21 protein-coding genes, 1 tRNA gene and 4 pseudogenes are annotated in these 26222 nt (G+C 41.3%); 10 read left to right on the top strand and 16 right to left on the bottom strand.

What is annotated here, in order from left to right; all coding sequences use genetic code 11:
• Positions 1-298 precede the first annotated feature (298 nt).
• Together IQ259_RS03180 and lipA are read right to left on the bottom strand one after the other, a co-directional pair.
• Positions 299-1222: an NAD(P)H-dependent glycerol-3-phosphate dehydrogenase gene (locus tag IQ259_RS03180; RefSeq protein ID WP_193880892.1), complete on the bottom strand. Its 924-nt coding sequence runs from the start codon at positions 1220-1222 to the stop codon at positions 299-301.
• A 47-nt stretch (positions 1223-1269) separates the two neighbouring features.
• Positions 1270-2160, bottom strand: coding sequence for a lipoyl synthase (gene lipA, locus IQ259_RS03175; protein WP_193880702.1), 891 nt, complete (start codon positions 2158-2160; stop codon positions 1270-1272).
• Positions 2161-2359: 199 nt separating this feature from the next.
• Here lipA and IQ259_RS03170 point away from each other — a divergent pair.
• Positions 2360-2433 (top strand) — tRNA-Pro (locus tag IQ259_RS03170).
• Positions 2434-2641: 208 nt separating this feature from the next.
• On the opposite strand, the gene IQ259_RS27025 is transcribed toward IQ259_RS03170, so the two are convergent.
• The gene (locus tag IQ259_RS27025; protein WP_228014338.1) at positions 2642-2794 is read right to left on the bottom strand and encodes a hypothetical protein; all 153 of its coding nucleotides are present in this window, start codon (positions 2792-2794) and stop codon (positions 2642-2644) included.
• Between the two features lie 210 nt (positions 2795-3004).
• Positions 3005-3217 (bottom strand): hypothetical protein, encoded by a 213-nt coding sequence (locus IQ259_RS03160; protein ID WP_193880700.1) that lies wholly within the window; start codon positions 3215-3217, stop codon positions 3005-3007.
• Between the two features lie 414 nt (positions 3218-3631).
• On the opposite strand from IQ259_RS03160, the gene IQ259_RS03155 reads away from it, so the two are divergent.
• Positions 3632-4450 carry a TlyA family RNA methyltransferase gene (locus IQ259_RS03155; protein ID WP_193880697.1) on the top strand — a complete coding sequence of 273 codons (819 nt, stop codon included), beginning with the start codon at positions 3632-3634 and terminating at the stop codon, positions 4448-4450.
• Here IQ259_RS03155 and IQ259_RS03150 read toward each other — a convergent pair.
• The 3 genes and pseudogenes from IQ259_RS03150 to IQ259_RS03140 form a co-directional block, all read right to left on the bottom strand.
• Positions 4447-4725, bottom strand: a complete 279-nt coding sequence (locus tag IQ259_RS03150) for a Calvin cycle protein CP12 (protein ID WP_193880694.1) — start codon at positions 4723-4725, stop codon at positions 4447-4449. The genes IQ259_RS03155 and IQ259_RS03150 overlap by 4 nt on opposite strands.
• 280 nt (positions 4726-5005) lie before the next feature.
• Entirely contained in the window at positions 5006-6355 is a 1350-nt protein-coding gene (locus IQ259_RS03145) for a GTP-binding protein (protein ID WP_193880889.1), read from the bottom strand.
• A gap of 190 nt (positions 6356-6545) precedes the next feature.
• Positions 6546-6851 (bottom strand): annotated as a pseudogene (locus IQ259_RS03140) (Uma2 family endonuclease); the annotation flags it as partial.
• A gap of 421 nt (positions 6852-7272) precedes the next feature.
• Here IQ259_RS03140 and IQ259_RS03135 point away from each other — a divergent pair.
• From IQ259_RS03135 to IQ259_RS03120, 4 genes are read left to right on the top strand one after another with little or no spacing between them, the layout of a single operon-like run.
• Complete coding sequence (locus tag IQ259_RS03135) at positions 7273-8466, top strand: DUF4331 domain-containing protein (protein ID WP_228014336.1); 1194 nt, start codon at positions 7273-7275, stop codon at positions 8464-8466.
• Between the two features lie 5 nt (positions 8467-8471).
• Positions 8472-9827, top strand: coding sequence for a tetratricopeptide repeat protein (locus IQ259_RS03130; RefSeq protein WP_193880684.1), 1356 nt, complete (start codon positions 8472-8474; stop codon positions 9825-9827).
• Positions 9824-11302, top strand: a complete 1479-nt coding sequence (locus tag IQ259_RS03125) for a nickel/cobalt transporter (RefSeq protein WP_193880681.1) — start codon at positions 9824-9826, stop codon at positions 11300-11302. Before IQ259_RS03130 ends, IQ259_RS03125 begins: the two co-directional genes overlap by 4 nt.
• 53 nt (positions 11303-11355) lie before the next feature.
• The gene (locus IQ259_RS03120; RefSeq protein WP_228014335.1) at positions 11356-11973 is read left to right on the top strand and encodes a PEP-CTERM sorting domain-containing protein; all 618 of its coding nucleotides are present in this window, start codon (positions 11356-11358) and stop codon (positions 11971-11973) included.
• Between the two features lie 341 nt (positions 11974-12314).
• Here IQ259_RS03120 and IQ259_RS03115 read toward each other — a convergent pair whose 3' ends face one another.
• Positions 12315-14465, bottom strand: a complete 2151-nt coding sequence (locus IQ259_RS03115) for an ATP-binding protein (RefSeq protein WP_228014334.1) — start codon at positions 14463-14465, stop codon at positions 12315-12317.
• A 170-nt stretch (positions 14466-14635) separates the two neighbouring features.
• On the opposite strand from IQ259_RS03115, the gene IQ259_RS03110 reads away from it, so the two are divergent.
• Entirely contained in the window at positions 14636-14776 is a 141-nt protein-coding gene (locus IQ259_RS03110) for a hypothetical protein (RefSeq protein WP_193880675.1), read from the top strand.
• Positions 14773-15453: a Uma2 family endonuclease gene (locus IQ259_RS03105; protein WP_193880672.1), complete on the top strand. Its 681-nt coding sequence runs from the start codon at positions 14773-14775 to the stop codon at positions 15451-15453. The genes IQ259_RS03110 and IQ259_RS03105 overlap by 4 nt, the downstream gene beginning before the upstream one ends.
• A gap of 86 nt (positions 15454-15539) precedes the next feature.
• On the opposite strand, the gene IQ259_RS03100 is transcribed toward IQ259_RS03105, so the two are convergent.
• The 6 genes and pseudogenes from IQ259_RS03100 to IQ259_RS03075 all read right to left on the bottom strand — a co-directional run.
• A complete protein-coding gene (locus tag IQ259_RS03100) occupies positions 15540-16007 on the bottom strand; it encodes a DUF29 domain-containing protein (RefSeq protein ID WP_193880669.1) in 468 nt (155 codons plus the stop codon).
• Entirely contained in the window at positions 16000-16455 is a 456-nt protein-coding gene (locus IQ259_RS03095) for a DUF29 domain-containing protein (RefSeq protein WP_193880666.1), read from the bottom strand. Before IQ259_RS03095 ends, IQ259_RS03100 begins: the two co-directional genes overlap by 8 nt.
• A gap of 506 nt (positions 16456-16961) precedes the next feature.
• Positions 16962-21386 carry a HEAT repeat domain-containing protein gene (locus tag IQ259_RS03090; RefSeq protein ID WP_228014333.1) on the bottom strand — a complete coding sequence of 1475 codons (4425 nt, stop codon included), beginning with the start codon at positions 21384-21386 and terminating at the stop codon, positions 16962-16964.
• A gap of 18 nt (positions 21387-21404) precedes the next feature.
• Entirely contained in the window at positions 21405-21830 is a 426-nt protein-coding gene (locus IQ259_RS03085; RefSeq protein WP_193880663.1) for a hypothetical protein, read from the bottom strand.
• A 71-nt stretch (positions 21831-21901) separates the two neighbouring features.
• Positions 21902-23647 (bottom strand): DNA repair protein RecN, encoded by a 1746-nt coding sequence (recN, locus tag IQ259_RS03080; RefSeq protein ID WP_193880660.1) that lies wholly within the window; start codon positions 23645-23647, stop codon positions 21902-21904.
• A 360-nt stretch (positions 23648-24007) separates the two neighbouring features.
• Positions 24008-24148 (bottom strand): annotated as a pseudogene (locus IQ259_RS03075) (transposase family protein); the annotation flags it as partial.
• Between IQ259_RS03075 and IQ259_RS27715 the strand changes: the two are divergent.
• Positions 24096-24281, top strand: a complete 186-nt coding sequence (locus IQ259_RS27715) for a hypothetical protein (RefSeq protein WP_339383935.1) — start codon at positions 24096-24098, stop codon at positions 24279-24281. The pseudogene IQ259_RS03075 and the gene IQ259_RS27715 overlap by 53 nt on opposite strands.
• A 54-nt stretch (positions 24282-24335) precedes the next feature.
• Positions 24336-24620, top strand: a pseudogene (locus IQ259_RS03070) (transposase); the annotation flags it as partial.
• 20 nt (positions 24621-24640) lie between these two features.
• On the opposite strand, the pseudogene IQ259_RS03065 reads toward IQ259_RS03070, so the two are convergent.
• Together IQ259_RS03065 and IQ259_RS03060 are read right to left on the bottom strand one after the other, a co-directional pair.
• Positions 24641-25381 (bottom strand): annotated as a pseudogene (locus IQ259_RS03065) (transposase); the annotation flags it as partial.
• Positions 25382-25546: 165 nt separating this feature from the next.
• Positions 25547-26044, bottom strand: coding sequence for a hypothetical protein (locus tag IQ259_RS03060; RefSeq protein WP_228014332.1), 498 nt, complete (start codon positions 26042-26044; stop codon positions 25547-25549).
• Positions 26045-26222 lie beyond the last annotated feature (178 nt).

The following is a 26222-nucleotide window of genomic DNA, read 5'->3' as shown; positions in this document are numbered from 1 at the left end:
TGAATATCTGATTGAACCAATAGCTATTCAAATCTACAGATAAGCTTTAAATTCTGAATTACCTAGTCAGCATTTCAATTTAACGAGTATTAGATGTTACTTTTGTATTTGGTATAAACATCTTTCAGTAAAATTATGTTTAACATCGGGCTAGTCATATCTACATGGCTATGAAAGTAATTTCCTGACGATTTAGTATTTTTATCTCAGGATTTTTTGGGAATCTCTGAAGTAAAACAAAAGCAGCGTGTAGAGAAGCCATTGACTTTTTACTTTTGCCCTTTTACTTTTGACTTACTCAGTGATACTCTGGCTTGATGTCTCGTAGCATCAATTCATCAAGTGCTTGTTGAGGTGTAACATCACCCTGGAGTAGCCGATAAACTTGCTCAGTAATTGGCATAGCTATATTTTGTTGCTTGACTAACTGCATTAAAACTTGGCAAGTGTTAACTCCTTCGGCAGTTCCTGGCAAATTGGCGAGAATATTTGTCAGGGTTTTACCACAAGCCATTTGATAGCCGACTTGGTAGTTACGACTCAAGGGACTATTGCAGGTGGCTAACAAATCTCCCAGACCAGACAAACCATAAAAAGTTTCAGTTTTCGCACCTAAAAAATTGCCGATGCGAACCATTTCCGTAAGTCCACGGGTGACTAAAGCAGCTTTGGCGTTGGTTCCCAATTGTAAGCCATCACAAACACCAGCAGCGATCGCCATGACATTCTTGAGTGTTCCTCCCAATTCCACACCTAAGGGATCGGGATTTGTATAGACCCGAAAACGTGGTGAAGAAAATACCATCTGCACTTTTTTTGCCGCAGTGGTGTTGTTGCTGGCCACTACAGTGGCCGCTGGCAATGATTTTTGAATTTCTGCTGATAAATTAGGGCCTGACAATACAACTACTCCATTGTCAGGAAATGTTGTTTGCCAAATTTGCGATGGTGTGGCGCTAGTTGTTGGTTCTAAGCCTTTTGTCGCCGTGACAAAAATTGTCTCTGGAGAGACGGGGCAAGATTTTATCTGCGAGGCGACATCTCTTACCCCTTTCATCGAAATAGCTGATAGTACTATTTGAGCTTCTTGGAGAACTGCGTCAAGAGTTTTTGTTCCTCGACGCGACCAAAGTAGCACCCTGTGGCCATTCGCAACTGCTAAATTTCCTAAGGCTGTACCCCAAGCACCTGCACCCAAAATTGCAATGGTAGTTTCTTGCACCACTGTTAATACCACTTAAACACTCATAACTAAAAACTTCTCCACACTCAGCACTCAGCACTCAGCACTTTTCGAGGGTAGCGTTCCATTAATTCCCGTACTTGTTCGGCGTGATATGAGCTTCTTGTCAGTGGAGAAGAAACGACTTGTAAAAATCCTAGTTCTTCGCCAAACGTCTGCCAAGCAGCGAATTGTTGTGGAGTAACGAATACATCGACTTGCAAATGTTTTTGACTGGGTTGGAGATATTGCCCAATTGTCAAAATGTCACAATTAACTGCACGTAAGTCTTGCATGACTTGGCGAATTTCGCTATCAGTTTCGCCTAGTCCTACCATCATGCCGGATTTAGTATATACCCAAGGTGCAAGCTGATGAGAACGCTGTAATAATTCTAGTGTGCGATCGTAGTTGCCTTGGGGACGCACCCGACGATAAAGGCGTTGCACAGTTTCTGTATTATGGTTAAGTACCTCTGGTCTAGCTTGCAGAATTATCTCCAAAGCATTCCAATTGCCACACAAATCAGGAATTAGTACTTCAATTGTGGTATTGGGTGAGACGCTACGTACCGCTGTAATACATTCCACAAACTGGGATGCACCACCATCGGGTAAATCATCTCGGTTTACAGAAGTGATTACTACATGATTAAGCCTCATGCGGCGAACTGCTTCTGCTAATCTTACCGGTTCTGTAGGGTCTAAAGGTTTGGGTTTTTTCTCGAAGTCAATATCACAGTAGGGACAAGCACGGGTACAAGCTGGCCCCATAATCAAAAATGTGGCAGTACCAGCATTGAAGCACTCACCAATATTTGGACAGGATGCTTCCTCGCAAACCGTATTGAGCGCTAAATCCCGCAAAATTTCTTTAACGTTACCGACGCGCTCCCATTGAGGCGCTTTTACTCGCAACCAGTCTGGTTTAACAGTCACAATCCGCTTTTACCACTGAATGTTATACAAGTCTAATCGTAGCAAGCAAAGCCCTGGCTGGAGATATCTATTATATATAGTCACTGGTCATTAGTGTTTTCTCTCTCTGCTCCCCCTACTTCTATCTTATCCCCCTCATCTCCTGACTCCCTTTTTCCAGTTAATTATGATACGCTAAGGAGTAAAGTCATTTTTTTAGCGGGATGTAGCGCAGCTTGGTAGCGCACTTCGTTCGGGACGAAGGGGCCGCTGGTTCGAATCCAGTCATCCCGATTTGTACATTCGCAGATTAAATGTCGTTATTAACGATTTGGATGTCGTCTTAACAAACTGGAGTTTAGACTAAGCAGCAAAAAGTGACCCAGGAAGGCTGAGTTGAAAACAAGTAGGCTTGAAGCAGAAAAATTGACAATCTTAAGCAGATTCTGGTTGTTGCTTGCGTGGCTTAGTTGTAGTCTTTCTAACGACAGGATAGCGAATTCTACGTTGTCGCAGTTGTCCGGGCTTCCAGCCTGGGGACAATCCTTTGAGGTTTGGGCGGACGGGCAGGAGTACCAACAGCTGCTAAAATGCTCTCCATCGACTGGGCAACCCGTCCTGGAGTCAAATTGTCTAAAAACTTTTGCCAGGGCAAAGGATTATCTGCAACGATATCACCACGGGTTTTGATTACGTGTTCCGAACCGTGCCATCATGGGCTGCGGCTAGTGCGAGATTTATGCCTTTTCTCCTCAACAGGCTTAAGCCATCTTTCTACTGTTCTAGTGCTAGGAGGTTTGCCATACTTTGACCAATACTTAAAGCCCTCTGCCTTTTCCTTGATTTTTATCAGCTTCTTTCATTCCTAATCTAAGTCTTCCCCCCGAAATCTCTGACTTTCTAACTTTGGTATCTCTGCTTCTAACTCTTTTTTGGCAAATTCGTAAGCTGTAGTTTCAATTTTCTCGGCGACCTGAGTGCGAGTCATGCGATCGCTGCCTTTATTCCCTTGTTTATAAATTTTGAGACTCAAGTTATACCAGTATTCGCTTTTTCGGTTAAAGTAATGCGGTGACAAATAATTTGCCGAAGTGGTCAAATTATTTGTCGCTCTACATAAAAAAGCAGGGGGGAAGGGAGCTCTTAGCAGGGGAGAAAAGCCACCTACAAGAGATGGGGTTTTAACCAAAGGTGAAAGGGAGCAAGGGAGCCTTCACCCACAAGGGGTGAGGTTTGTACCTATTGTACCTACAGTCCCCTCTTCTCCTTGCTCCCTGCCCCCTGCCTCTAATCAAGGTTCAAACTTAGCTCAATCATTTGTTGAGAACAGTGTCAATAATTGACAGATTCAAGGGTTACTGATTTTATTGTCAATAAACATAGAGATTTTTAGAAACTCTTAGTTCTCACAAACAATACTGGTTAAGGGTTTCTGGCTTTATAGCTCATCGAACTCACGTTAGATTTAAGATCATCAGGAGAGTCAGATTAATTGGTTAAACAACGACTCGATACATTATTAGTAGAGTTAAATTTATGTGCTTCTCGCGCTTTAGCACAAAGGCTAATTCAAGCGGGGGAAGTTCAGGTTAATGAACAGATAGTTGATAAGCCAGGAACAGAAGTAGATATTGCGGCGCAAATCAAAGTTAAAGAGCGATCGCGGTTTGTTTCTCGTGGCGGTGATAAACTAGCAAAGGCTTTAGAAATCTTCGCCATTCCTACTGTTGGACGGGTTTGTTTAGATGGCGGAATCTCCACAGGCGGCTTTACCGATTGTCTTCTCCAAGCTGGAGCCAGTTTAGTTTATGGTATTGATGTGGGTTACGGTCAAGTAGACTGGCGATTGCGTAACGATTCGCGGGTGGTTTTGCGAGAACGCACAAATTTCCGACAATTACAACCCCAACAATTATATGGTGAAGGCGATCGCATTCCTGATTTGGCGGTGGTGGATGTATCGTTTATTTCCTTAACCAAGATTTTACCTGCACTATGGCAATTAACTCAACCTTTACGTGAAGCGGTGTTGCTAGTAAAGCCACAATTTGAAGTGGGAAAATCCCGTGTGGGTAAAAAAGGTGTTGTCCGAGATCCTGACGACCAAGCTGATGCAATTTTTCAGGTATTACAAGCCGCTGATGAATTAGGCTGGAAATACAAAGGCTTAACTTGGTCGCCAATTACAGGACCGGCTGGGAATATTGAATATCTTTTATGGTTAGGAATGGAAAGTGAAACACCACCGCCAAATTTAGAAGTAATTAAACAACTAACGAAATCAGCAATAGCTGATTTACGCCAGAATTAAACATCGTAAATAAGACACTCTAGAGCTGCTGGATTTTTTTCACAAAAGCTTTCCAGAGAAGTTTTGGTTTGTTTTGCTTGCTGTTGATGAGATTTTTCAGCTTGTAATTCTTCAACAATATCCCAAGCTACAGCACAATTAACAGAACCGTCGCCGTTTATCTCACAAGTTGAACGAGCTTCTGAAATAGCTTCTAAAATTGCATCTTGAATATTTGTAGTTTCATTCTGCTCAGAGTGATTTGCAGTTTGAAATTTGTCGTAGGTTGCTGTCATGATAAATCTGCCTTTGTTTATTGAGATAGAGATTGAATGTCAGCTGCTGAGAAATAACTACAGAAGCTAACACTTTTAGTTTAGATAAGCTGAAAAGAGATTGCGGTGGTGAACGCCCTCTTTAAAAAGTATGAAGTGTGAAGTATGAAATTTATACTTCACACTTCATACTTCAATATTGCACCCAAATTGGCGTTTAAACTCAATTATCAGGAGAATTTGATAGAAATTGACGAAGAATCATGAATAGTAACAATTAGACAAATAATTCTTAGAATTCTCAATATTTCAAGCCTAGTTCTTGTTGCAGACGATACAGAATTGTATTTTTGTCAACTTGAGAGAGAATTTCTTGAATGACAGTACTAGCGCCCAACTGTCCCCAAGTGCAACCTTTTGCGAGATAAACTTGAGCAGCTTTACCCACAGAGTAAGCGCCATAACCAGCAATTCCAGCTTGAGCGATCGCACTGCCAGCAAAGCTAGTAATATTAACGGGGTTATCGCCACTAGCGATCGCCGCAGTACTTTTACCTAACCCTAATACAAAACTACTGCCTAATTCTCCTAATAATAAGCCGCCAGAGCTAAATAAAATAGTTTTGAGAATTTTCCCAGCCTCATAGCTAGTCATTGGTAAACCATACAACCGCGCCAAAGCCCGAATTAAAGCCAAATCAGCAACAGTTCCGCCGAGGATATCTAAAAAAGCCACAGGGTTGAGTGCTACAGCCAAAGCCTTATATCTAGTAAATTGCCAGATAATTTCATCAGCTTCTTGTTCGCGTAAATCGAGAGTTTTTTGCGCGATCGCGGCTTCTGCTTCCTGTGCTTGAACTAGTGCATTTAAAGCCAACAGCGATCGGCCTTCACGATTAAGAATATTTAAAATTGTCTGCTGAAGTTCCTCTATTTGTGGCGCTGGAGTTTCCCATTCATAACTTACACGATTATCAGGCCATTCAACTCGCACTTCCATCGGTGCAGGTTCCGCTGCCACCATGACGATTTCATCGGGTAACAAAGGCTTGGTTTGAGAATATCCCGCACCCAGTTGTTGTAAATTTTGGTAAATTGCTGCCCTGTCTGTATCTGGGTAAAGGTCTATTTTGTTAAATACTAAAATCAACGGTTTTTGTGCTTGACGTAATTCCAGCAACGCTTGATATTCAGTGCGGGTAATATCACCAGACACCACAAATAAAATTAAGTCTGCCTGATACGCCACTTCTCGCGCCATTTGCGCCCGCGACTCTCCAGCAATTTCATCTAAGCCAGGAGTATCAATTAACTCTACTACAATCTTGCCGCCTGGTGGTTGCCATCTCACAGAACGCGGCCATTGAGTCACGCCATTTAAAGGCCCCGTTTGCAGAATTTTCTCTCCCAGCAAAGCATTCAATATCGCCGATTTTCCCCGACTCACCAAACCAAAGGCAGCAATTTTAATTAAATTAGATTCCAGCTTATTAAGTGTGGCATTCAACGAGTCTATTTCTGGCTTTACCAAACCTGCTAATTCTAGATTCGATGACAGATGTCCTGATTTACGCAGATATCCATACCAAGATAACGCTTGTCTGAGACTAGCACGGGCGCGGTTTAAATGAGTTTCTTGCAAGTTACCCACGGAATTAGCTTGATTCAAAGTTGGACAAACAACAGGCTACATCTTTATTTTGCTCCAAATTATCGGTTCTCTGTGTAATTTTTCAGAAGGGGCAAAAATTTCGCGTCTCTACTGAATATTAATCATCGTTATGGATATGGATTTATTTTTGTTAACCATGTAAAAACCTGTTTAACTGTTAAATTAAGTCATCAAAGAAAATCCGTTCCCAAGCAAATACACTTACATCTGGAACAATCGAACGTCCACCATAGACACTCGAAGAGTGGGTTCCCGCAGGGTAAATACAGCGTAATTCGGGGAAAGCCAAGGCAATTTCTTGTTCTTTAGCAATTTGGTTAACTGCGTTACACAGTTTTAGTTGTAATCGCGAATGTTTGCCTTGTGGCATTGGTTTCTGGTAAATACGACCGTCTATAAACTCACCAGCAGGCTTTGTTTCTGGCAGTTTAAGGAACTCTGCTAATGAGATTGATTTGTGCAGCGTGGTTGTCATAGCTGTACAGAGAAATAATGTATTATCGAGGATTACTAAATTTTGATATTAAGTAGGTCGGTGTTAAAAATTGTCGTTATGACAATGCAGGAGGCAGAGGGCAGAAGGCAGAAGGGAAGAGGTTTTCAAGCTACTTTACTTTCCGTTACATAGTTCGGTTTATTTGCACCTTTCTACTTAAAGAAGTGAGTAAGAAGTGAGCAGGTTTTGGTCTGGAAAGTGAGTAGTAGGAGCAAATAAGCTGCAATTGGCAATCAGTAATAGCCGTAGTCTTTTTTGAAGCGCAAATCAACTTGCTATTTCCACACACAAGTAAGGACTAAAAACCTTAAGGAGAGCAACCATGAGAATAAATGCTCAGAGCATCACCTCTTCTATACGAATTGAAAGCAGGTTACTTATAAATAAAGCATTCCAAAATATGGCATTTTTTTCGATCAAGCGATCGCGTTACTGGACTAAAGCTACTTGTTTTTTTCGTAGCATAGCTGTTGTAGCTATTTTGCTTACAGCATTAATCTATGCTACACCGCCAGCTAAAGCTTCAGACCACCAAGACACAACTTTTCTGGCTACTAAGCTGACTGCTGCGGATCTCACAGACCTGTTTGTGTTTGAGAGTCCGACAAACCCCAAAAATGTTGTCCTAGTAATGGACTTTGACCCTTTGATTGTTTCAGGTGAGAATAGACCATTTGACCCCGACGTTCTCTATCAGTTCAAAATTGATAACACTGGCGATAGTGTTGAAGATGTTGTACTGCAATTTAAAGTCAATGGACAAGGCTCACAACAAACTGTCACGGTGCGCGGCCCAAGTCGTCCAATGATAGTAGGAACAGAGTCCGCTTTAGTTCCAGCAGCTTGGACAGGGCGACTCAACCAAGTATTTACCACAAATAATGGTATCAAGGTTTTCGTTGGTTCTCGTAAAGACCCATTCTTTTTCGATCTAGAACAGTTCTTCAAAATCATTCCAGATCGCAACTATATCGTTCAGCCTAATCCTAGTCCTCCTTTCACAGTTCTTACTTTCAGACCACCTGGTCAAGCACAAGACACCCTAGCCCCATTTAATATCCATTCAATAATTGTTGAGCTACCGAGACAACTCCTTGGTAATGGGAAGATTGGTGCTTGGATGACAACTAGTGTAAGAACTCCCAGACTGAGAAACGGAAACTTTGCTCAAATTGAGCGGTTAGCAGTTCCGGCTCTAAATGAACTTTTTATGGATTTTAGAGCGCATAACAACAGTAACCTTCAGACACCAACAAGAGATGCTAATAACCAGTCTCAATTTATTCGCGCCTTTGTGAATGCGATTGGTAGACCTGTAGGTATAGCTGATGCAGTTATCTCAGTAGCGATTCCTGATGTTATCCAAGCTGATCTTTCTAAACCCACTGGTACTTACTTCGGTACTCAGTTAGGTAACAACTTTGGCGGTAGAAGACCAAAAGATGATGTAATTGATGTCACAGCATCTGTTGTTTTTGGTGATGCAGTTACAGGGATTACAACTGGTCAAATTCCGGCGCTGACTAGCGATAATGTTGGGGCTGATAATGCTAATTTTTTGCCTACCTTTCCTTATTTAGGTAATCCTTTGTAGGGTATATGTATCTAAGAAGATTGTGGCTGTTAGTACTGATTAGCCTACTAGTTTTACTCATACCCTTTAATACACAAGCGCTAGGTTTAGACTACACCAAGAGTAAGTTAGACACATACTCCCACTCTGCTCTGGTCTTTCCTGATTATTTACAGCGATCGCATATTATCAGCGTCTATGAGGAGAAAGTTGCCCAATCTCCTGATTCTACAATCTTCTTACGTCTGTTAGCTGATCAATATTTGCGGCGGTTTCGAGAAATGGGAGATATAGACGATGTGTTAAGAGCAGAACAGGCGGCACGTAGTTCCTTAGCACTACAGCCACGCCATAATCAAGTGTCTTCTATGCTCTTAGCATCAGCCCTACTATCTCAACACCAGTTTCGAGAAGCTTTAGATGTATTAAATAACTCATCTGTTGATGATGTCAAGGTAGTCTCACTCAAAGCATCTATTCAAATGGAGTTGGGCGACTATGAAACAACTAATCAACTATTGCAGAACCTAACTGAGGAAACAGCAAACTCTGGTAACAATGCCGTTTTGGTTCGTTATTTAGAACTAACCGGCAATCTCGCCGCAGCGCGAAAACTGCTAGATGAATCTATGCAGGAGATGGACTCTTTTTACACAAACCCGGCAGAAACCCGTGCTTGGTTTCATGTCCGGGCTGGGGATCTGGCTTTTGCTGCGGGGAATTATGCTCTGTCTGAGCAGCGATATCTGGAAGCCCTTGACCTGTTCCCACGGCACATAGCTGCATTTACAGGACTAGCCCGCCTGTATGCCGCACAGCATCGATGGCAAGATGCGTTGAAGGCCGCAAACCAAGGTGTAGAAATGATGCCATTGGTAGAAACACTAGGGTACAAAGCAGATGCTCAACGGGCTTTGGGGGATCGAGAAGGTGCAGAGCAAACGGAAGATTTAATCGGGGTAGTCGCTTACTTAAGCAAGGTTAAAGGCATCTATGATCGCGCTTTGGCAGTCTACTACACCGAACACGGCATCCACTTACCAGAGGCATTAAAGATTGCCCGTAGTGAAGTGGCAGTACGAGATGATATCTATGCAGAGGATACCTTGGCTTGGGCTGCTGCGGCGAGTGGACAATGGCAAGAAGCACAACAAGCTGCACAACGGGCGACTCGCTATGGTACAGAAGATGCTTTGCTGCAATTTCATGCTGGCATGATTGCGCTGCACTTCAATAAACGCGAGGAAGCAATCCAGCGATTAACTCAAGCTGTTAACCTCAATCCGCAATTTCATCACAAGTATGCCGATGAAGCTCGTCAAGTTTTGGCTAATTTAGTACCGTCTGTCTCTACTCCTAACGTTATGGGAGGTTCTTTATGAACAAGCTGCTGCATCAATTAACTTGGATGGGTGCAATTATAGCAATGTGTTTATTGTGGATGCCGGGGGCTGAGGCTCATCCCTTAGGCAATTTCACCATCAATCACTATGCAGGAGTGCAAGTAGCACAGGATGGTGTAGGGATTGATTATGTTCTAGATATGGCGGAAATCCCGGCTTTCCAGGAAATTAATCAGTTAGATAGCAATCACAACTATAAAACTGAGCCTGGAGAAACAGTTCAATACCCTGCTCAAAAATGCGATGAGGTCAACTCATACCTGGAACTGCTAATTAATAAACAGCCTTTGGTACTTGCTTTGACTAAATCAGCAGTCGAATTTCCTCCAGGTGTAGGAGGATTATCTACACTGCGGCTGAGTTGTAGTTTTCAAGGGTCAATGGAGTTAAAAAGCGCGGATAAATTAGTAGAGTTTGAAGATAAATTCTACTCACAGCGCTTGGGATGGCGTGAAATTACTGTAGTAACAAAAGGTGTTCCCATTCAAGGTAATTTCAACTCAAACAGTATCAGCGATCGCTTGAGAAATTATCCCAATGATTTATTAAGCAGTCCTCTTGATCAGCGTCGTATTTCCTTGCAACTCAATCCGTCTTTAGTATCAAGCAAACAAACGCTATCACCGTCTGTTGAATCAACCAACCGCGTAGATAATGCTTTGACAGGAAGAAGTAACGATGTCTTCACGAGCTTGATTACTCAGGAAAATCATAGTTTATTGACTATCTTAATAGCTTTGGCGATCGCCTTTTTCTGGGGTGGTTTACACGCCCTCTCCCCTGGCCATGGAAAAACCGTGGTTGGTGCTTATTTGGTAGGTTCCCGTAGCAAGCCCCAACACGCCTTATTTCTGGGGCTGATTGTGACAATTACCCATACATCTGGCATATTTGCTCTAGGGCTAGTGACTCTTGGCACATCTCAATTTATGCTCACAGAGCAATTGTATCCTTGGTTGAGCGTAGTTTCTGGGATACTGGTGACTGTAATTGGGCTGAATTTACTGTTCAATCGATTGCAAGGTCATCAGGTTTTTCATACACATGATCATGTACACGACAACCATGTACATAGTCATCACCATCATCATGACCACAGCCACGTACACCACGCTCATTCGCATCATGAATCTTCGATGAACTGGTCTAGTACATTGGCGCTGGGAATTTCCGGCGGCTTGTTACCTTGTCCTTCAGCTTTAGTGGTGTTGCTAAGTGCGATCGCATTGGGACGAATTGGCTTTGGACTAGCGCTGGTGTCTGCTTTTAGTTTAGGTCTAGCGGCGGTGCTAACCGGAATCGGATTAATGTTGGTCTACGCCAAAGATCGGTTTGAGCATTTGCCCCTCCAGATACCAAAAATAAAAATGTTACCAATAGCCAGCGCTCTATGTATTACCCTCATTGGTTTAGGTATTACTTCACAGGCTTTGCTCACTCATCCGTGGAACTAGTTGAAGGGGACACGGAGACGGCTGAATTTTGGAAAAATAACTTGAAAAAGTATATGTCACAAGCAATCAGAAAATCAATTGTTATGGCCTCTGGGGCGATCGCTCTATCTCTAGGTTCTACCTTACCGTCTCAAGCTTTCACAGTTTCCTATTCTGGTGACACAACAAATGCACCAACTTTTAATCGTCCTGAAACGGAAGGGTTTGAAGGTGGTACTAACCCACCCACAGCACTTTCTAGTAATGGAACCGCTGTCCCTTATTTTAGCCAGGCTTTTTTGGTTGATACTACTGGTTCCTATGATGTTGTCGGCTCTCAAGCTTTCTTAGGCATTCAATTCTTGTATCAAAACAGCTTTAACCCAACTAACCCTTTAGTAAATTTACTCAGTGGAAATGATCCTTTCCCAGATGAGGGTAACTCTGGTTTTAACGGTTTGAGCTTAACTGCCAACAATCAATACTTTTTAGTTACTACTGGATTTGACAATAGCGATAACAGTTTCGGAACTTTTACTAATACTATTACAGGCCCTGGCAATATTACACTTGGAACCACTCCGGCAAATGTCCCCGAACCCTCTACAACTGTCAGCACAGTTGTCTTAGGCATTTTAGGTTGTGGCTTAATACTCAAGCGCAAACTGAAACAGGCAAAGTCTATTAATTAGCATTCCAATATCAATTCGTAATTAAGAAAGCCAGATTCAATCTCATTTGCTTAGTTTGAATCTGTAGCCTTCTTTTGGAGAATTGATGTTATTTCATGAGCGATCGCCAATTCCGAGTTTATCTGAAGAAAATATGAAACGATATATTTTCATTTTTTTAGTAACTGCTTTGTGCATAATCGGCTACTTTGAATTTAACTTGTCACAAGCTGAACAACTTTTTTGGCTGAATTTGAGTCTTTGATCCAGAACATCAAGATAATTCGGCGTTGTACATAGCAATTGATTTAAAATCCTCTGTAAATACAAGATAAATAGAGCTTTTGAGGCAGATGAGCTAATCAGCTGATTTCTCTTTGCCATAAAATATCTGCAAGTCTCATTACACCGGCTTTAAGATGGCGGCGATAAGTACTAAAAGGCAAATCTAGTAATTCAGCTGCTTGTTCTTGGGTAGGAGCAGGATTTAAATATGTTCGATAAATAGCACGGTAGAGTTTTTGATCACGAGGGGATGACTGTAAAGACTCAGCTGCTTGTTTTACCAACTGTTGTAAAGCCTTAACACGTTTACTCAAACTTGCTTTTGTCGCAGCTTGTTCTTCCACTAAGCCTGAGAGGACTTCGTATACACTGCGCGATCGCACTAAGGGATTATTCTGCAATGCGTCGAGACGACTAAAGTTCCGCAACACATTCTGTAGTGCTTCTACAAATTCTGACTGACTGAGAACTAACATAGGTTCACTAACTGGTGTGCGGTCTAGAGATTCTACAGCAGTTCCAACCTCTTTCCGCGCTAAAATTTCTTTCCATGCAGTTGGTGAAACAATGCGCCAGTCATGTCCATAAACACCATAACACCTTCCCCCGATGGTAAAGTCAGCTTCAGGAAGTCGCGTTAAGTCAAAGTAGTTTAACATTGCTGCCCAAGTATCAGCTTGGGCGCAAGGTAGAAAAGTATATGCTAACGCCGATGTTTTCTGAAAATACTGCACAAAATTAATAAAAATTAAACTTTGGGTGGGGGAGACAAATTGATAAGTATCCCGCGCCATCCAGAAACGGAAAATAGTTGCGCCTTCGTTAGCTCGTAATGGTGCATGGGTTTGGAGATATTGCCAAGATGCGATCGCACCCTGATCTACACTTAAATCTTCAACAGTTGCGGTATGCAATTCCACCATCATGGCAAATCCCGCAGGTTCGGAGTGTGAATCACGGAACACTATGACATTCTGCGGTTGGCGCTGCAACCAATGATCTGCTATTTTTGCTGATTCTTCCCCTTCATATTCTGTCACCATCTTCAGCAATGCGGTCTGATCGCTTTCTCGTAGTGAGTCAGTCACTAAACTACTTTGCTCACTCCAGGTAAAAGAGGAGCGAATATCCGAGTTATCCCGATGCAAGAAAATGTAATCAAGTAGCACTCGATGCTTTTCTGCCCCTTGGGTTTGCCCTAGGCGTTTACTATAGTATTGACGCGCTTGGTGGTGTAATTCAGTGTATAACTCCGGGTTGCGCCAACGCAAATCAGCAATTAAAACTTCTCGTGCTAAATCGTGGGGAAATAAACCCCATTGCCCTGATTCAATAAACGACAGTCCACGCAACCACTCAAATAAATTGTGGATATTGAGTGTATCTTCTAAGGCGTGAACCTCACCAACTGAAGCATTTTGAGGTAGAGCTAATATTTGATTAAGCGATGCTTCCGTAGTCAGTCGTACCACAGCACAAGCTTCCAAAGCCCTACGGTGTGCGGGTGTTGGCACTTCTTTTATGAATCTTTCCAATAGTGTCTTCACAATATTAGGAGCTGATTCTGCTTGAAAAGGGATTTCTTTTGCTTGAGCAAACACCTCAGCAACCAAAGACAATGCTAAAGGATGTCCGTGGGTAAAATCTAGAATCGCTCGGTGTTGTGTGCTGGGGATACCTCGCGTTCTCAGATAAATTTGGCTTTCTTCAGCAGAGAGATTGCCTAATGGTACAGTGTGCATCAAAGCTTGCCAACCTGGATCGCTGCACCAAGGAGATAAAGGGGGATTGCGTCCAGCAATGACAATTAAAGTATTACTAGACAGGTAAGGTAAGAATCTTTCCCGCAACCATTCATCTAGTTGAGCAATAGCTTCGTAAGTATCAATTAAAATTATATTACGTTCTTTTTTATCAGCTAGTACATGGAGGAGAGAATCTGATTCCTTCAATCCTATCAACGAGTGCAATGTGCTAATAAAAGATTCTGGCGCAGCTTCTATGTTGCGTGCTTCTACGTAAACACTAGGTATTTTATACTGTTCAGAAAACCGCAAAAACTGCTGCATGAGGGTTGTCTTGCCCACACCACCAGGGCCACAGACTTGCAAAATCTGAAAGGGTAACTCTGGAGATGTGATCGCCTTTTGAAATAGCTCCAGTTCCCGCCCACGTCCCACAAATCTGCGATTTCGTTCTGCACTTAGTCGCTCTAAGAGAGATGTCATTGGCATCCCTTCCTGAAATTTTACGTATAATTACTGCTTTACAGTATGAAGGATGTTTCGGCAAATTGTAAAATATACTTTGACTAAGTTTATAAATTCTATATACAAATTTTAAGGACAGAATACAAAATAGCATTGGCTCTCAAAAGCTTTGATATCGATTGATTGTGATGACAAAAGTCCGAAAGCCCAGCCAAAGTTACTTAACTTTGGGCTTGATTCAAGCTTTTTTACTATCTGCGGTAGAATGCGATCGCCTCAAACAACGCTGTTACAATAAAGCCATACTCGATGCCGTATCCATCCTATGACTATTGCGCCAGAAAAAAATCCGCAAACAGGCATCTGCCAGGATGTTATATTTCCTCCTGGTGACATATACAGTGATGAACCACCCTTGGAAAGCGAACTACACCTTAGACAAATCATCCTACTGTTAACTTGCCTAGAATGGCTGTGGCGAGATAGAAATGATTTCTACGCGGCGGGAAACTTGACGATTTACTACAGTCCCTATCAACGTAAGTCAGAATTTTTCCGAGGGCCGGACTTTTTTGTAGTCTTAGGATGCGAACGTAAAACCAGAAAAAGTTGGGTTGTTTGGGAAGAACATGGCAAATATCCCAATGTCATCGTTGAAATTTTATCTGACTCCACAGCTGACACAGACAAAAATTTAAAGAAAACAATTTATCAAGATACATTCCGCACACCGGATTATTTTTGGTTTGATCCTAACACCTTAGAATTAGCTGGGTTTCATTTATTAGATGGAGAATATCAACCTCTGCAACCAAATGAACATGGGCATTTGTGGAGTCAACAATTAGGATTGTATCTGGGTATTCATGATGGATTATTGCGTTATTTTACACCAGAGCATCAACTAGTACCCACACTGGAAGAAATTGCACAACAAGCACAGCAACAAGCAGAACGTCTTGCAGCAAAACTGCGGGAGTTAAATATCGATCCAGATACAATATGATGTCGAGTCCGGCTGATGGGTTGTTGCAAACGAATTTGTGAGGTCTGTTTGTTAATCAAATCTGCTAAACTGATTTACTCAAGCGATTACAGCCCGTAGAAATCCTCATTGAGAATTTGCTCGACTGAAAAAGGACAAACTATTGGATACTTACTTTCTTCCGGGACACGCACCCCAAATTTAGCCAACTTACTTTCTTTTATCGCCAGCTTTCGACCATCTGCATAAGCTTTTTCTATTGCTTCTACCAAAAAATTTTTGAGAGAAGGAGTATCTGACAAATTATTCAGAACTCGTTGACGATGTTCAAGCACCGAACCATACCAACTTCCTTTCATCATATCGGGTACATCGTGTTGAACCATTAACTTGAGTAAATGTGCCAACAAAATAGTCAAATTGCTCTTTAAAGCATTTTTCTCCGCTTTACCCAAATCAACCAGTTCCTCAATTAAATGCTCAATGTCGAGTGACTCAAATTCTCGATTCCGCAACTGTTGAATCGTTTGCTCGATCCAATATTGTAAATCGCGATCGTATAGGTTATTAGACATTCTTTAGATTAACTCCGTTTTGTTGCAATAATGTTTCTACATCATTAGGAAAAGGATAATCATCAGGAAACTTTGTTTCATATTCCTTGCTCATGTTTGTGTGTGCATTTTGATAACATTCATTGCATATAGTTAAAAAATAATTACGCAAACTAGGGGAATCTCGAAGGATGCGGCTTAATTCTTGTTGTGTACGGCTAATTGTTGCTTCCCAACCACCATAACATTCTGGTAAATTTACATAATTCCGTTTTAAGGCGTGTTCAAATAAAGTTGTCAAACGGCTTTCTAACTCCCGTCTATCTCTCTTCCCCAATCCTTCTATCTCCTCAATTAAGTTTTCCCAGTCTACATTGCTATAATCTTGGGATTTTAAGCTATTGACAGTCTGATCAATCCACAATGCAAAGTCTGTTACATAAAGAGTTTTTACTGGTGATTGAGTCATAATCAATTAAAAATTTTAGAATGCTTTAGCAATAGTTTAACGTGGATAAATACCGTCTCCACAAATAAACGCTTAATAGATATAAGCTACAAATGCTTAAGCATTAATTACAAAGACTCAAGCTGTTGTTACTAACATTCAAGCAATTATTGTAAATGCTTACGCAATTGCTGCAAATGAGTATTCATTTATAATTAATGCTTAATTTGTTTGCTTAAATTTTAAGCATTTATTATGAATGCGACAGCAATTGCTACAAATGAGTATCCATGTATAATTAATGCTTAATTCGTTTGCTTAAATTTTAAGCATTTATTATGAATGCGACAGCAATTGCTATAAATGCTGATGCAATTGTAGTAAATGAGTCAGCGTTTGTAATAAATGCTCAAGCTGTTGTTGTGAACGTACCAATATTTGTAACTTCCTCGTCTGTCTTTGGAGCAAATGAGTAAGCTGTAGTTACGATGGGGACTTGATTTGTAACGTCGCGGCTGCAAAAGTGCTTAAATGATTCTGGTGAAGAGGATTTTCTTTAAGCTTCGCATTGTGCGAGTGGCAAAATTATGATGATGCCAAGCTTGATAGAAATCGGAGTAAGGCATATTCTGGGCGCATTTCCAGGCTAAATCGTAGTATTCACCATCTAGTTGCCAATAATTACTTAAAGCTTTGACTGCTTGAAAACGATCTTCGTTATTCTGTAGAAATTCTTCTAAGCTTTCTGCTGCCCGTCTAGGAGGATATTTATTCACACTAGTTTGCAGCAAATACACCAAAGCCAAGATTGCTTCTTTATTACCTGGATTGATTTTCCATAAGCTATCTGCTGCCAACCAACGGGTAGGATCATTATCTCTAGAGTTATTGACAGGGATTGATTTCAGCACTTTTTCTAAGGTAGAAATCGCTGTTTGATTACCTATAGCAATTTCCTCTAAGCTATCTTTTGCCCACAAACGGATTTTTTTATCCAGCGTTGTTGATTGCATTAGTTGGACTAAAGCAGATATCGCAAAATCATGGCCTGTGCCAATTTCTTTTAAGCTATCTTTTGCATACTCACGGGTGTCGTCATCCAGCGTTTTGGATTCTAGCACTTTCATCAAGGCAGAAATCGCTATTTTATTGCCTGGGTCGATTTTTCCTAATATACTTGCTGCGTAACTACGGTTTTTGTTATCTACAGTTTTTGATTCCAGTACTTTCACCAAAGAAGCGATCGCAAATTCATCACCTGTACCGATTTCCTCTAAGTTATATGCTGCATCTTGATGGGTTTTGTCATCCACAGTAGTTGATTGCAGCAAATCTACCAAGGCAGAAATCGCCACTTTATTCCCTGGATCGATTTTGCCTAAATTTTCTGCTAACCGACCACGAATTTTGTTATTGAGAGTTAAGGATTGTAGCACTGGTTCCAAGGTAGCGATCATAAATTCATCACCTGTACCGATTTTCTCTAAGTTATATGCTGCATCTTGATGGGTTTTGTCATCCACAGTAGTTGATTGCAGCAAATCTACCAAGGCAGAAATCGCCACTTTATTACCTGGATCGATTATCCCTAAGCTTTCTGCTAACCGACGACGAATTTTGTTATTGAGAGTTAAGGATTGTAGCACTGGTTCCAAGGTAGCGATCATAAATTCATTACCTGTGCCGATTTCCTCTAAGCTATATGCTGCCTTCTCACGAGTTCTGTCATTCACAGTTGTGGATTGCAGCAAATCCACCAAGGCAGAAATCGCTATTTTATTACCTGGATCGATTATCCCTAAGCTTTCTGCTAACCGACGACGAATTTTGTTATTCAGAGTTGAGAATTGTAACCGTTGTTCCAAGATAGTGATCGCTGTTCCATTGTCTGTACTGATTTCCCTTAAGCGGTATGCTATCGATTGACAGGTGTTGTTATCGACTGTTTTTGATCGCAGCAGCTTCACCAAGGCGTTGATCGCAATCTGATTGCCCGAGTCGGTTCTTCCTAATATAGTTGCTGCCTGCAAACGGATGTTATTGTCATCCAAACTTGTAGATTGCACCACTTGTTCTAAGGCGGTAATTACTGTTTTATTGCCTGGGTTTATTGTCTCTAAGCTTTGTGCTACACGCCAACGGACTTTATCATCTACGTTGCTTGATTGCAGTAGTTCTACTAACGATGCGATCGCAAATTCATTGCCTTTGCCGATTTTTTCTAAGATATTTGTAGCCTGCGAACAGATTGTGTCATCTACAGTACTTGATTGTAGAACTTCCACTAAGGCGGCGATCGCAAATTCATTACCTTTGCCGATTTTCTCTAAGCTTTGTGCTACACGCCAACGGGTTACATTATCAGCAGTTGTGGATTGCAGTAGTTGTAACAAGGCTGGGATCGCAAATTCATTTCCTGGGTCAATTTTCTCTAAACTCTCGAATGCCTCTAAACGGTTGTAGTGATCCGCAGTTGCAGATTGCACCACCCGCACCAAAGCAAGAATTACTGTTTCATTGCCTGGATCAATTTTCTGTAAGCTTTCTACTGCACTTCTAAGGGTGGAGTCGCTCACATCTGGTGATTTTAGAAGTTGCACTAAAGCGGCGATCGCAACTTTATTACCCATACCGATTTTTTCTAAACAATATCTTACGCTATGACGGGTGTTTTCATCCACTGTTGTGGATTGCAGTAATTGAGCCAAGGCTGCGATCGCAGTTTCATCACCTGGAGCAATTTCCCCCAAGCTTTGTACTGCCCGCCTAAGTATAGATTCGCTTACATCAGACGATTGTAGTACTTGCGCCAAAGCTGCGATCGCTGTTGCATTGTCTATGCCAATTTTCCCTAATATCTTTATTGCCTCTAAATGAGTGTCTTCATCCACTGTTGTGAATTGCAGTAATTGAGCCAAGGCTGCGATTACCGCTTCATTGTCTTTGCCAATTCTCTCTAAACTTTTTGCTACGGGAAAAAATAAACTTACGCGATGGCCTTTGCTACTTGCTTCGCTTTGTGCCACTCGCAAACGAGTGTGGTGATCCGCAGATGTGGCTTGTAGTACTTCCACTAAGGATGCGATCATTGTTTCATTGCTGGGGTCGATTTTCCCTAACCTATATGCTACATATCTACGAGTGTCATTATCCAGATTTGTTGATTGTAGCACTCGCTCCAAAGGTGCTATTGCTCTTATCCGTTCTGTTTGTTGCAGTGCTGATCTAGCTTCCTCTTGAATTGGCTCCAGAAATTTTACCCAATTCTGTTTTTTAGATGAATAGCCAAAGTCCCATTTGATAATTTGTGCTACTATTTCATCTGCTTGAGAACAATCTTTAAACTCGGCAATTCCCACAACCGCTAAAAAGTAGGCGCGATATTCATAAAAACCCTTGTCTACATCTTTCCTATTCCACTGACCACATCCATCTTTAAAATTGACTAAAGCATTAATAAACTTTTGCTTTTGCCGTTTTAAATTTTCTTCTGGTCGTCCTAACCATAGCAAAATAACCTCTCTCCATTGTGGTTCAAAAATGCGGTAAGTTCCTTGTGCTGGGTTGTGAGGAACATGATTGAGAAACTCATGCCAATCATTCACATTTAAGGCTGCAAAATATTCTTGAAAGTTAGGATGAAAGAAAGCATAAACTCCCTCCTCAGTTTCAGCTACTCTATCTACTAAATTTAACCAGCCAATATCACAACCTAATTTAAATAATCTCTCACCCATTGCTTGACTTGCTAAACTGCTCGGCAAGCGAAACCGCGCACTACTGTTAATACCTGCAAAAGCTAATTTGCTTAAAGCTTGGTGTAATTTATCCTTTAAATCATCAGAGGCACACAACTTAGGAAATAACGCTGATTTCCATTCATAGAAATAACGGGTAAACCTCTGATAAAGTGCTGCTTTCGTTTCTGGCAATTCTCCCTGCTTATCCAAATCGAATGTCTGACACAACAGCGATAAGCGCAGAGGATTTGTTACCAACTTACGAATATTTTCATGCTGAGTTGCTTTTAACTTATCCTGTAGTGTCTTCCCTTTTGCTAAATTGCCAGCACGCTCAAACCACTCATTAATAAATTCATCAATTTGTTCTGGTTTAAACTCTTGAGTTTTATAAGTATCAAATCCAGTAAGTGTATTATTAATCTGGGCATCCCAAACATTTAAGCGACAAGTTAACACCACCCGCGCCTGTCTCAAAGATGCTGTCAGTTCTCGATTAATTTTGGCTAAGGCTTGCACAGGTGAATTTTCACCCATTTCATCTACGCCATCTAACAGTAACCAAACTTTCTGTTTACCAAAACAAGCAAGTAATTGACGTTCAATTTCTGGCGTGACGATAACATCAGATTTAACTAATCTCATCGCTTCAGGAAGCCATTGCTTGAGTAAATATTCCTCAATAGTTCTTTCCTGTAAATTGGCGAGAGAAATAAAGATAGGTAAATCTTGAGTGTTGTCTTTATTAATAAAGGAAGCAATGGTACTCAATAAAGTAGTCTTACCTGCTCCCGGTTCACCAATAATTGCAATATGTTTATTATTTCCGCTTGGCTGTGGTGTAATTACTTCTTGCAAAAATGTGTCATGTTCATAGTTTTTGACTATGACTTCTTGAGTTAATTCATAAACATTTTCCCTGTCTCGCTGTTCATCTAGCTGTCGGCGTTGCTGCTGTTTGCGTTCCACCAACCCCAAGGGAACATAAACGTTAACTTCAAAACCTCGTTCTGTTGCTTTGCGTCTGAGTATTGCTGCTTCGTGCTGACTGTTCAGCATAGCGATGCAAATCTCACGCCAGTCTGCCAATGTAAAACTAATAACTTCAGAACTAGCTAAAGCATTAACTGTCAGATTATTTATGTTAACTGTACCGCCATAACCAGCATAAGCCCCAATTTTGTCTGCTAACTTGCCAGAGTCTTCAGGCATAAATTAGCCATGCCTTTATCAAAACGTCATGTTTTCGATTGTACCAGTACCACCAATGACAACTTGCCCAATTTTGTCTGCTAACTTCGCAAAGTTATTAACAACTGAAGGCTGAGACTGGATTTCTGCTGCTTTATTTTTAATTTCCTTAGCAGCCTCAGACTGATCATTATTAACTGCTGCTTCCACTTCCACAACAGCTTGAGCAATTTCGGGGTCTTGTGCTGCTTGTGTCAGTTCCAGCACTGCTTGACCATAATCTAAAGGCTGCGGTTCATTACTGGTAAGAGACGGTACTTTATTCTTTCGGCGCAGCAATTCTATCAACTTACCAGGAGCAGTCCATAAAACATCACCAAGATTTTCGCCAATTTTCTCCTGTGCTTTAGTCCAGAGTATATTTGCGATCGCAGTAGCTACAGTAGTCAAGCTCACAGTTATCATAAATCCACTACAAATTAAGTTGATAGTGTAAAAATGTTATGTGTATAGTCTACTCGTAAAATTACTGATGCTTATAATTCTTGACGGCGATGGTTTGCAGCTTGTAACAGCAGAGACTCGGCAAAAGCGATCGCTTCTATTGCAGATTTACCACCTGCTAATTGCGCTAGTTCTTCCCGACGAGTATTTAAGTCATCTAAATGAGTAACTCGCACAACAGTCCGCTGTTCAGTGTTGCCATTGTTGGTTTTCTTACCTTTACCTTGGGTAATAGTTTGCTTATCAACTCGGAAATGTCGATCAGCCATCGCCGCTACTAAAGGTTGGTGCGTCACACATAATACTTGATGGTTTTGACCGAGTTGATATAATTTTTCAGCGATCGCTTGGGCTACTCTCCCAGAAACACCGACATCAATTTCATCAAATACCAATGTCCCCGCGGAGTCTGCTTGAGAAAAACAAGCTTTTAGTGCTAGTAAAAAGCGGCTCATTTCCCCACCAGAGGCAATTTCTGTCAATGGTTGCAATGGTTCGCCAGGGTTGGGACTAAAAACAAAGGTAATTTTATCTGCACCAGCCGCAGTTGGGATAATGGGTACTATATCAACTTGAAACTGTACCTTTTCCATCGCCAGAGGCTTTAGTTCTGATATCAAGCGGGATTCTAAATTAGTCGCAGCTTGGCGACGCAGTTTAGTTAACTTTTGGCAAGCTTGAGTCAGTTTATCAAAATACGCCGTTTCTTGTTGTTCTAAACTTTCGATAGATTGTTCACTATCGTTTAGTTCTGCTAATTCTTGTTGGATGCGTTGGTAATAAGCGATCGCTTCTGTAAGTGTCGGCCCGTACTTACGACAAATTTGCTTTAATTCCCTAATCCGTTCTTCTACTTCTTCTAACCTTTGCGGATCTGCTTCTAAACTGTCACCGTAGGCGTTAATCTGTCGTCCTACTTCTGCGACTGCTGTTTGTGCATCTCTCACCAATTCTAATAGTGGTTGCAGTTGGCTATCATATTCCACCATGTCGTTTAAGGTGGCTTCGCTGTCTCCTAATAAGTCTGCTGCGGCTGGGGTTTCACCGTCGTTTTGATACAAAGCCTGATAGACTTTGTAACTCATCTGTTGCAAATCAACGACGTGATTTAAGCGTTCCCGTTCTTGTGTCAGTTGTTCTAATTCTTGCGGTTCGTTGAGGTTGGCTGTTGTCAATTCCTGGACTTGATAGGTTAACAAGTCCAGTTGTTGCAAGCGTTCCCGTTCGGATGTGCGGCGTTTTTCTAAAGCGAGATGGGCTTGTTGGTAAGCAGCATAAGCTGTAGTAATCAATAGACGCTGCTGCATTAAAGCGTCACCACCGTATAAATCCAGCCATTCCCGGACTTGTGCAGGTTGTCCGACTTGGACAGTTTGACCTTGAGCCGTAATTTCCACTAGGCGATCGCGCAATCCTATCATGATTTGTCGATTGACTAACACACCATTCACCCGCGATCGACTGCGAATATTGGTACTTGTGGCTGTAATTTCTCGGCTAATTACTACTGAATTATCATCAATTAAATCTATTTCCTGTTCAGTCAACCAAGCGGCTAAGGCATGATTAAATTTAAAACTTGCTTCTACCATTGCCCGATTTGTTCCAGTCCGAATAACTCGACTGGAGACTTTACCACCCAAGGCTGCATCAATGGCATCTAAGATAATCGATTTTCCTGCACCTGTTTCACCTGTTAAGACATTTAGCCCAGCACCAAATTCTAGTTCCAGTTGGTCAATCAGGGCAAAGTTTTCGATTCGCAGACCAAGCAACATCAAGCTTCTCCCTTTGTAGTGCTGAGTGCTGTTAGCACTTAGAATGGAACTAGTAAGCCCATTTTACTCTAGTAAGTTTCCACAAATTTAACAACCCCTCAAGTAGTTAAAATTATTGAGAGTTCTTAAATTACTGAGTAATCCTTAACTAATTCATAAAACAGCATATTTGCCACCTTGGACATAAGCTTACCTTGAAAATGGTTACCGTTTAGCAGCTGCTTACTCGACTCAGTGGTACAGTTTTTGAGCGCAATGTGGCGCAGAATTGCAAAATTTTGTGGTGCGTTATCTTTCCTTATGCGACAGTCGTCTGCTCTTTCAGAGCCGCTTCGCGAACGTTTAATGCTACATCCAATTTAGCCAGTCATACTTTGTGCAGCCATATATTTCAATTGCCACCCAACTATCTGCTCCACAGATTACTGCACACAAAGCAATGGTCAAAATGTCAATCAATTTATGTCGTTTTGTACGATCTATTCGTGGGTCTGATATCACGGCAAAATGGTCAGCAATTGTGACTTTGGGCTTGAGCTTCACGCCTTCCTTGGGCAACATGACTATTTATTTTTACAATGACTTTACCATCAAAGCCTCATTGCTCAACCTCTATATCATCACCGATCGCTAATGATATCCCTCTCTTAGTAATTATGTACTATATTTAGATGCGTTCCCCCTGGCGAAAATAGTGATTATTCTTGATAATGCTAGTTTCCATAAAAGGAAAGATATTTTAGCTAAAATAGACTCAGAAATGCCAAATATTATTCTAGAATTTTTACCCCCGTATAGTCCAGATTATAATTTAATTGAATTAGTTTGGCATTCGGCAAAAGAATATATAGCTCATAGATTATTCGAGTCTGTATCGCAGCTAGAACAATTGTTAAATAAATTGCTCAATCAAGGTGGTCTTATTATTAAATGGGAGCGTAAGATTAAAAATAAAGGTAATGCTGTTTATTAAATTTAGCTGCGTAGCAGCTTAGGATGTTCATAAGGGATGTATAATGCCGAATCATGGCGTAACTTGGAAATTATGTGCAAGTTAACTTGTCGTGCCATCTGCAAAGCATTGTTGTTACCAAAATGACCATCTACTACTAAGTATGTCAGGGGAATAAACTGAGCGATTAACTCGAATAATGAACTAATCATCTTTTTAATTAGCAATAGTTCAGATGTTAATATCACTTCAGTTTTGTTTTTGTTTTTACTTCCTTTTGGTCGTCCCTTTCCACGTTTTTCTTGGGAATTTACTTTTTTGATGGGTGACAAGCTACTTATTTCTTCATCACTTTTTATTACCTGTTTTATCTTAATAGGAAATGACTGTCTCTCTTCCACGCTTACTAATGACAATACGAAGAAAGATAAACCATTAATTGGTTTACTAGCCAGGCTAGAAAAAAATCTATCTACTCCGTAAGTTTGCTTCCCCGATTTACTAACTACAACTTCATCTCCTGCAAGCAAATACACATCATTTTTTCGCCACAAATGTTGACGAAAAAACAGCCAAAACAATGTTGTCCAAGGTATGACTGTCGAAAAAAATCTCCCCATTGTCCGATAGCTACCGCCATCACCTGTCCAACGGGCAATTCCCAACATGGTGACTCGCCCGCTCATTCCTAACATAGCAATGATTATCTGGTTCAACTGACGCATCGTCGTAGCGTTTATCTGCGGCAGGAGGCATTGCAGCAGTGATAAGATGTCGGGCATGGGTTGATTGTGGCTTTTGAGTTATCGTTTGGGAAGACAATAACTCTACTACATCAGCGCTCTCTCTTCACCCTCTTATTTTGGCTAAGGTATTGATAGAAGTGTAAGGATTTAGAACACCATTTCCCCTATACCCTTACTTCCAAACCTGTGCCTAAGTCCTGACTATGAAGGATTTACACTGATGGAAGTAGCATTCGATTCAGGTTCAGTAGTTGCACCAACTGCCATGACTGTAGACCATTCACTGACGCGGTTATCATCTAGAACGGCTCGGACTCGATAAGCAAGCTGAGTTTTATGTACTAATAAGATTAAATCTCGGTTGAGTAAGCCTTGTGATTTGAGGTTTTGGTTTGATGCAGCTTGGAGATGAAAACAGCGATCGCTTTGACGTTGTAAATCTGGAGACTCACCATCCACCAGCACCTTTTGCAGTTCGTACTCTTTAGCCCCTGGATAAGCTTCCCAGCAAAGATTCCAGTAGGTTGACCAGTTAATCAAATTTGTTGTTGATTCCTTAACCTCATCCGACAAGGTAGAAACGAGTCCGGTAACTGGAGGTTGTACGACTTGCGGCGACTGGGAATTAACAGATTCTATATATCCAGGTTGCTCAACCTGTTGTGCAGCTATAGATGAACTGACATCAAGACCTAGCATCAGTCCGAATATCAAAGTGAGAAGCACAACCAATCGTAGGCATCGTGAAGGCATTAGGGGGAGGATTTTAAAATTCATAGTCATGCAAAACTTAAATGCTTAACCCGATTCTTCAAAATTAGGCATCAGATGCAGCAAAAAACAATCCTGCTACATCTAAGCCTCATTAAATTACAAA

The organism is Fortiea sp. LEGE XX443, from assembly GCF_015206815.1.
GTDB lineage: Bacteria > Cyanobacteriota > Cyanobacteriia > Cyanobacteriales > Nostocaceae > Nostoc_B.
This window is presented reverse-complemented; position numbering and strand designations above follow the sequence as displayed.

What these genes read in the sequence shown, in the direction of transcription:
- IQ259_RS03150 (WP_193880694.1), bottom strand. Translation starts at nt 4,725, where the DNA reads ATGACAGCAACCTACGACAAATTTCAAACTGCAAATCACTCTGAGCAG.
- IQ259_RS03135 (WP_228014336.1), top strand. Translation starts at nt 7,273, where the DNA reads ATGGCATTTTTTTCGATCAAGCGATCGCGTTACTGGACTAAAGCTACT.
- IQ259_RS03130 (WP_193880684.1), top strand. Translation starts at nt 8,472, where the DNA reads ATGTATCTAAGAAGATTGTGGCTGTTAGTACTGATTAGCCTACTAGTT.
- IQ259_RS03125 (WP_193880681.1), top strand. Translation starts at nt 9,824, where the DNA reads ATGAACAAGCTGCTGCATCAATTAACTTGGATGGGTGCAATTATAGCA.
- IQ259_RS03120 (WP_228014335.1), top strand. Translation starts at nt 11,356, where the DNA reads ATGTCACAAGCAATCAGAAAATCAATTGTTATGGCCTCTGGGGCGATC.
- IQ259_RS03115 (WP_228014334.1), bottom strand. Translation starts at nt 14,465, where the DNA reads ATGACATCTCTCTTAGAGCGACTAAGTGCAGAACGAAATCGCAGATTT.
- IQ259_RS03110 (WP_193880675.1), top strand. Translation starts at nt 14,636, where the DNA reads ATGACAAAAGTCCGAAAGCCCAGCCAAAGTTACTTAACTTTGGGCTTG.
- IQ259_RS03105 (WP_193880672.1), top strand. Translation starts at nt 14,773, where the DNA reads ATGACTATTGCGCCAGAAAAAAATCCGCAAACAGGCATCTGCCAGGAT.
- IQ259_RS03100 (WP_193880669.1), bottom strand. Translation starts at nt 16,007, where the DNA reads ATGTCTAATAACCTATACGATCGCGATTTACAATATTGGATCGAGCAA.
- IQ259_RS03095 (WP_193880666.1), bottom strand. Translation starts at nt 16,455, where the DNA reads ATGACTCAATCACCAGTAAAAACTCTTTATGTAACAGACTTTGCATTG.
- IQ259_RS03090 (WP_228014333.1), bottom strand. Translation starts at nt 21,386, where the DNA reads ATGCCTGAAGACTCTGGCAAGTTAGCAGACAAAATTGGGGCTTATGCT.
- IQ259_RS03085 (WP_193880663.1), bottom strand. Translation starts at nt 21,830, where the DNA reads ATGATAACTGTGAGCTTGACTACTGTAGCTACTGCGATCGCAAATATA.
- recN (WP_193880660.1), bottom strand. Translation starts at nt 23,647, where the DNA reads ATGTTGCTTGGTCTGCGAATCGAAAACTTTGCCCTGATTGACCAACTG.
- IQ259_RS27715 (WP_339383935.1), top strand. Translation starts at nt 24,096, where the DNA reads ATGTCAATCAATTTATGTCGTTTTGTACGATCTATTCGTGGGTCTGAT.
- IQ259_RS03060 (WP_228014332.1), bottom strand. Translation starts at nt 26,044, where the DNA reads ATGCTAGGTCTTGATGTCAGTTCATCTATAGCTGCACAACAGGTTGAG.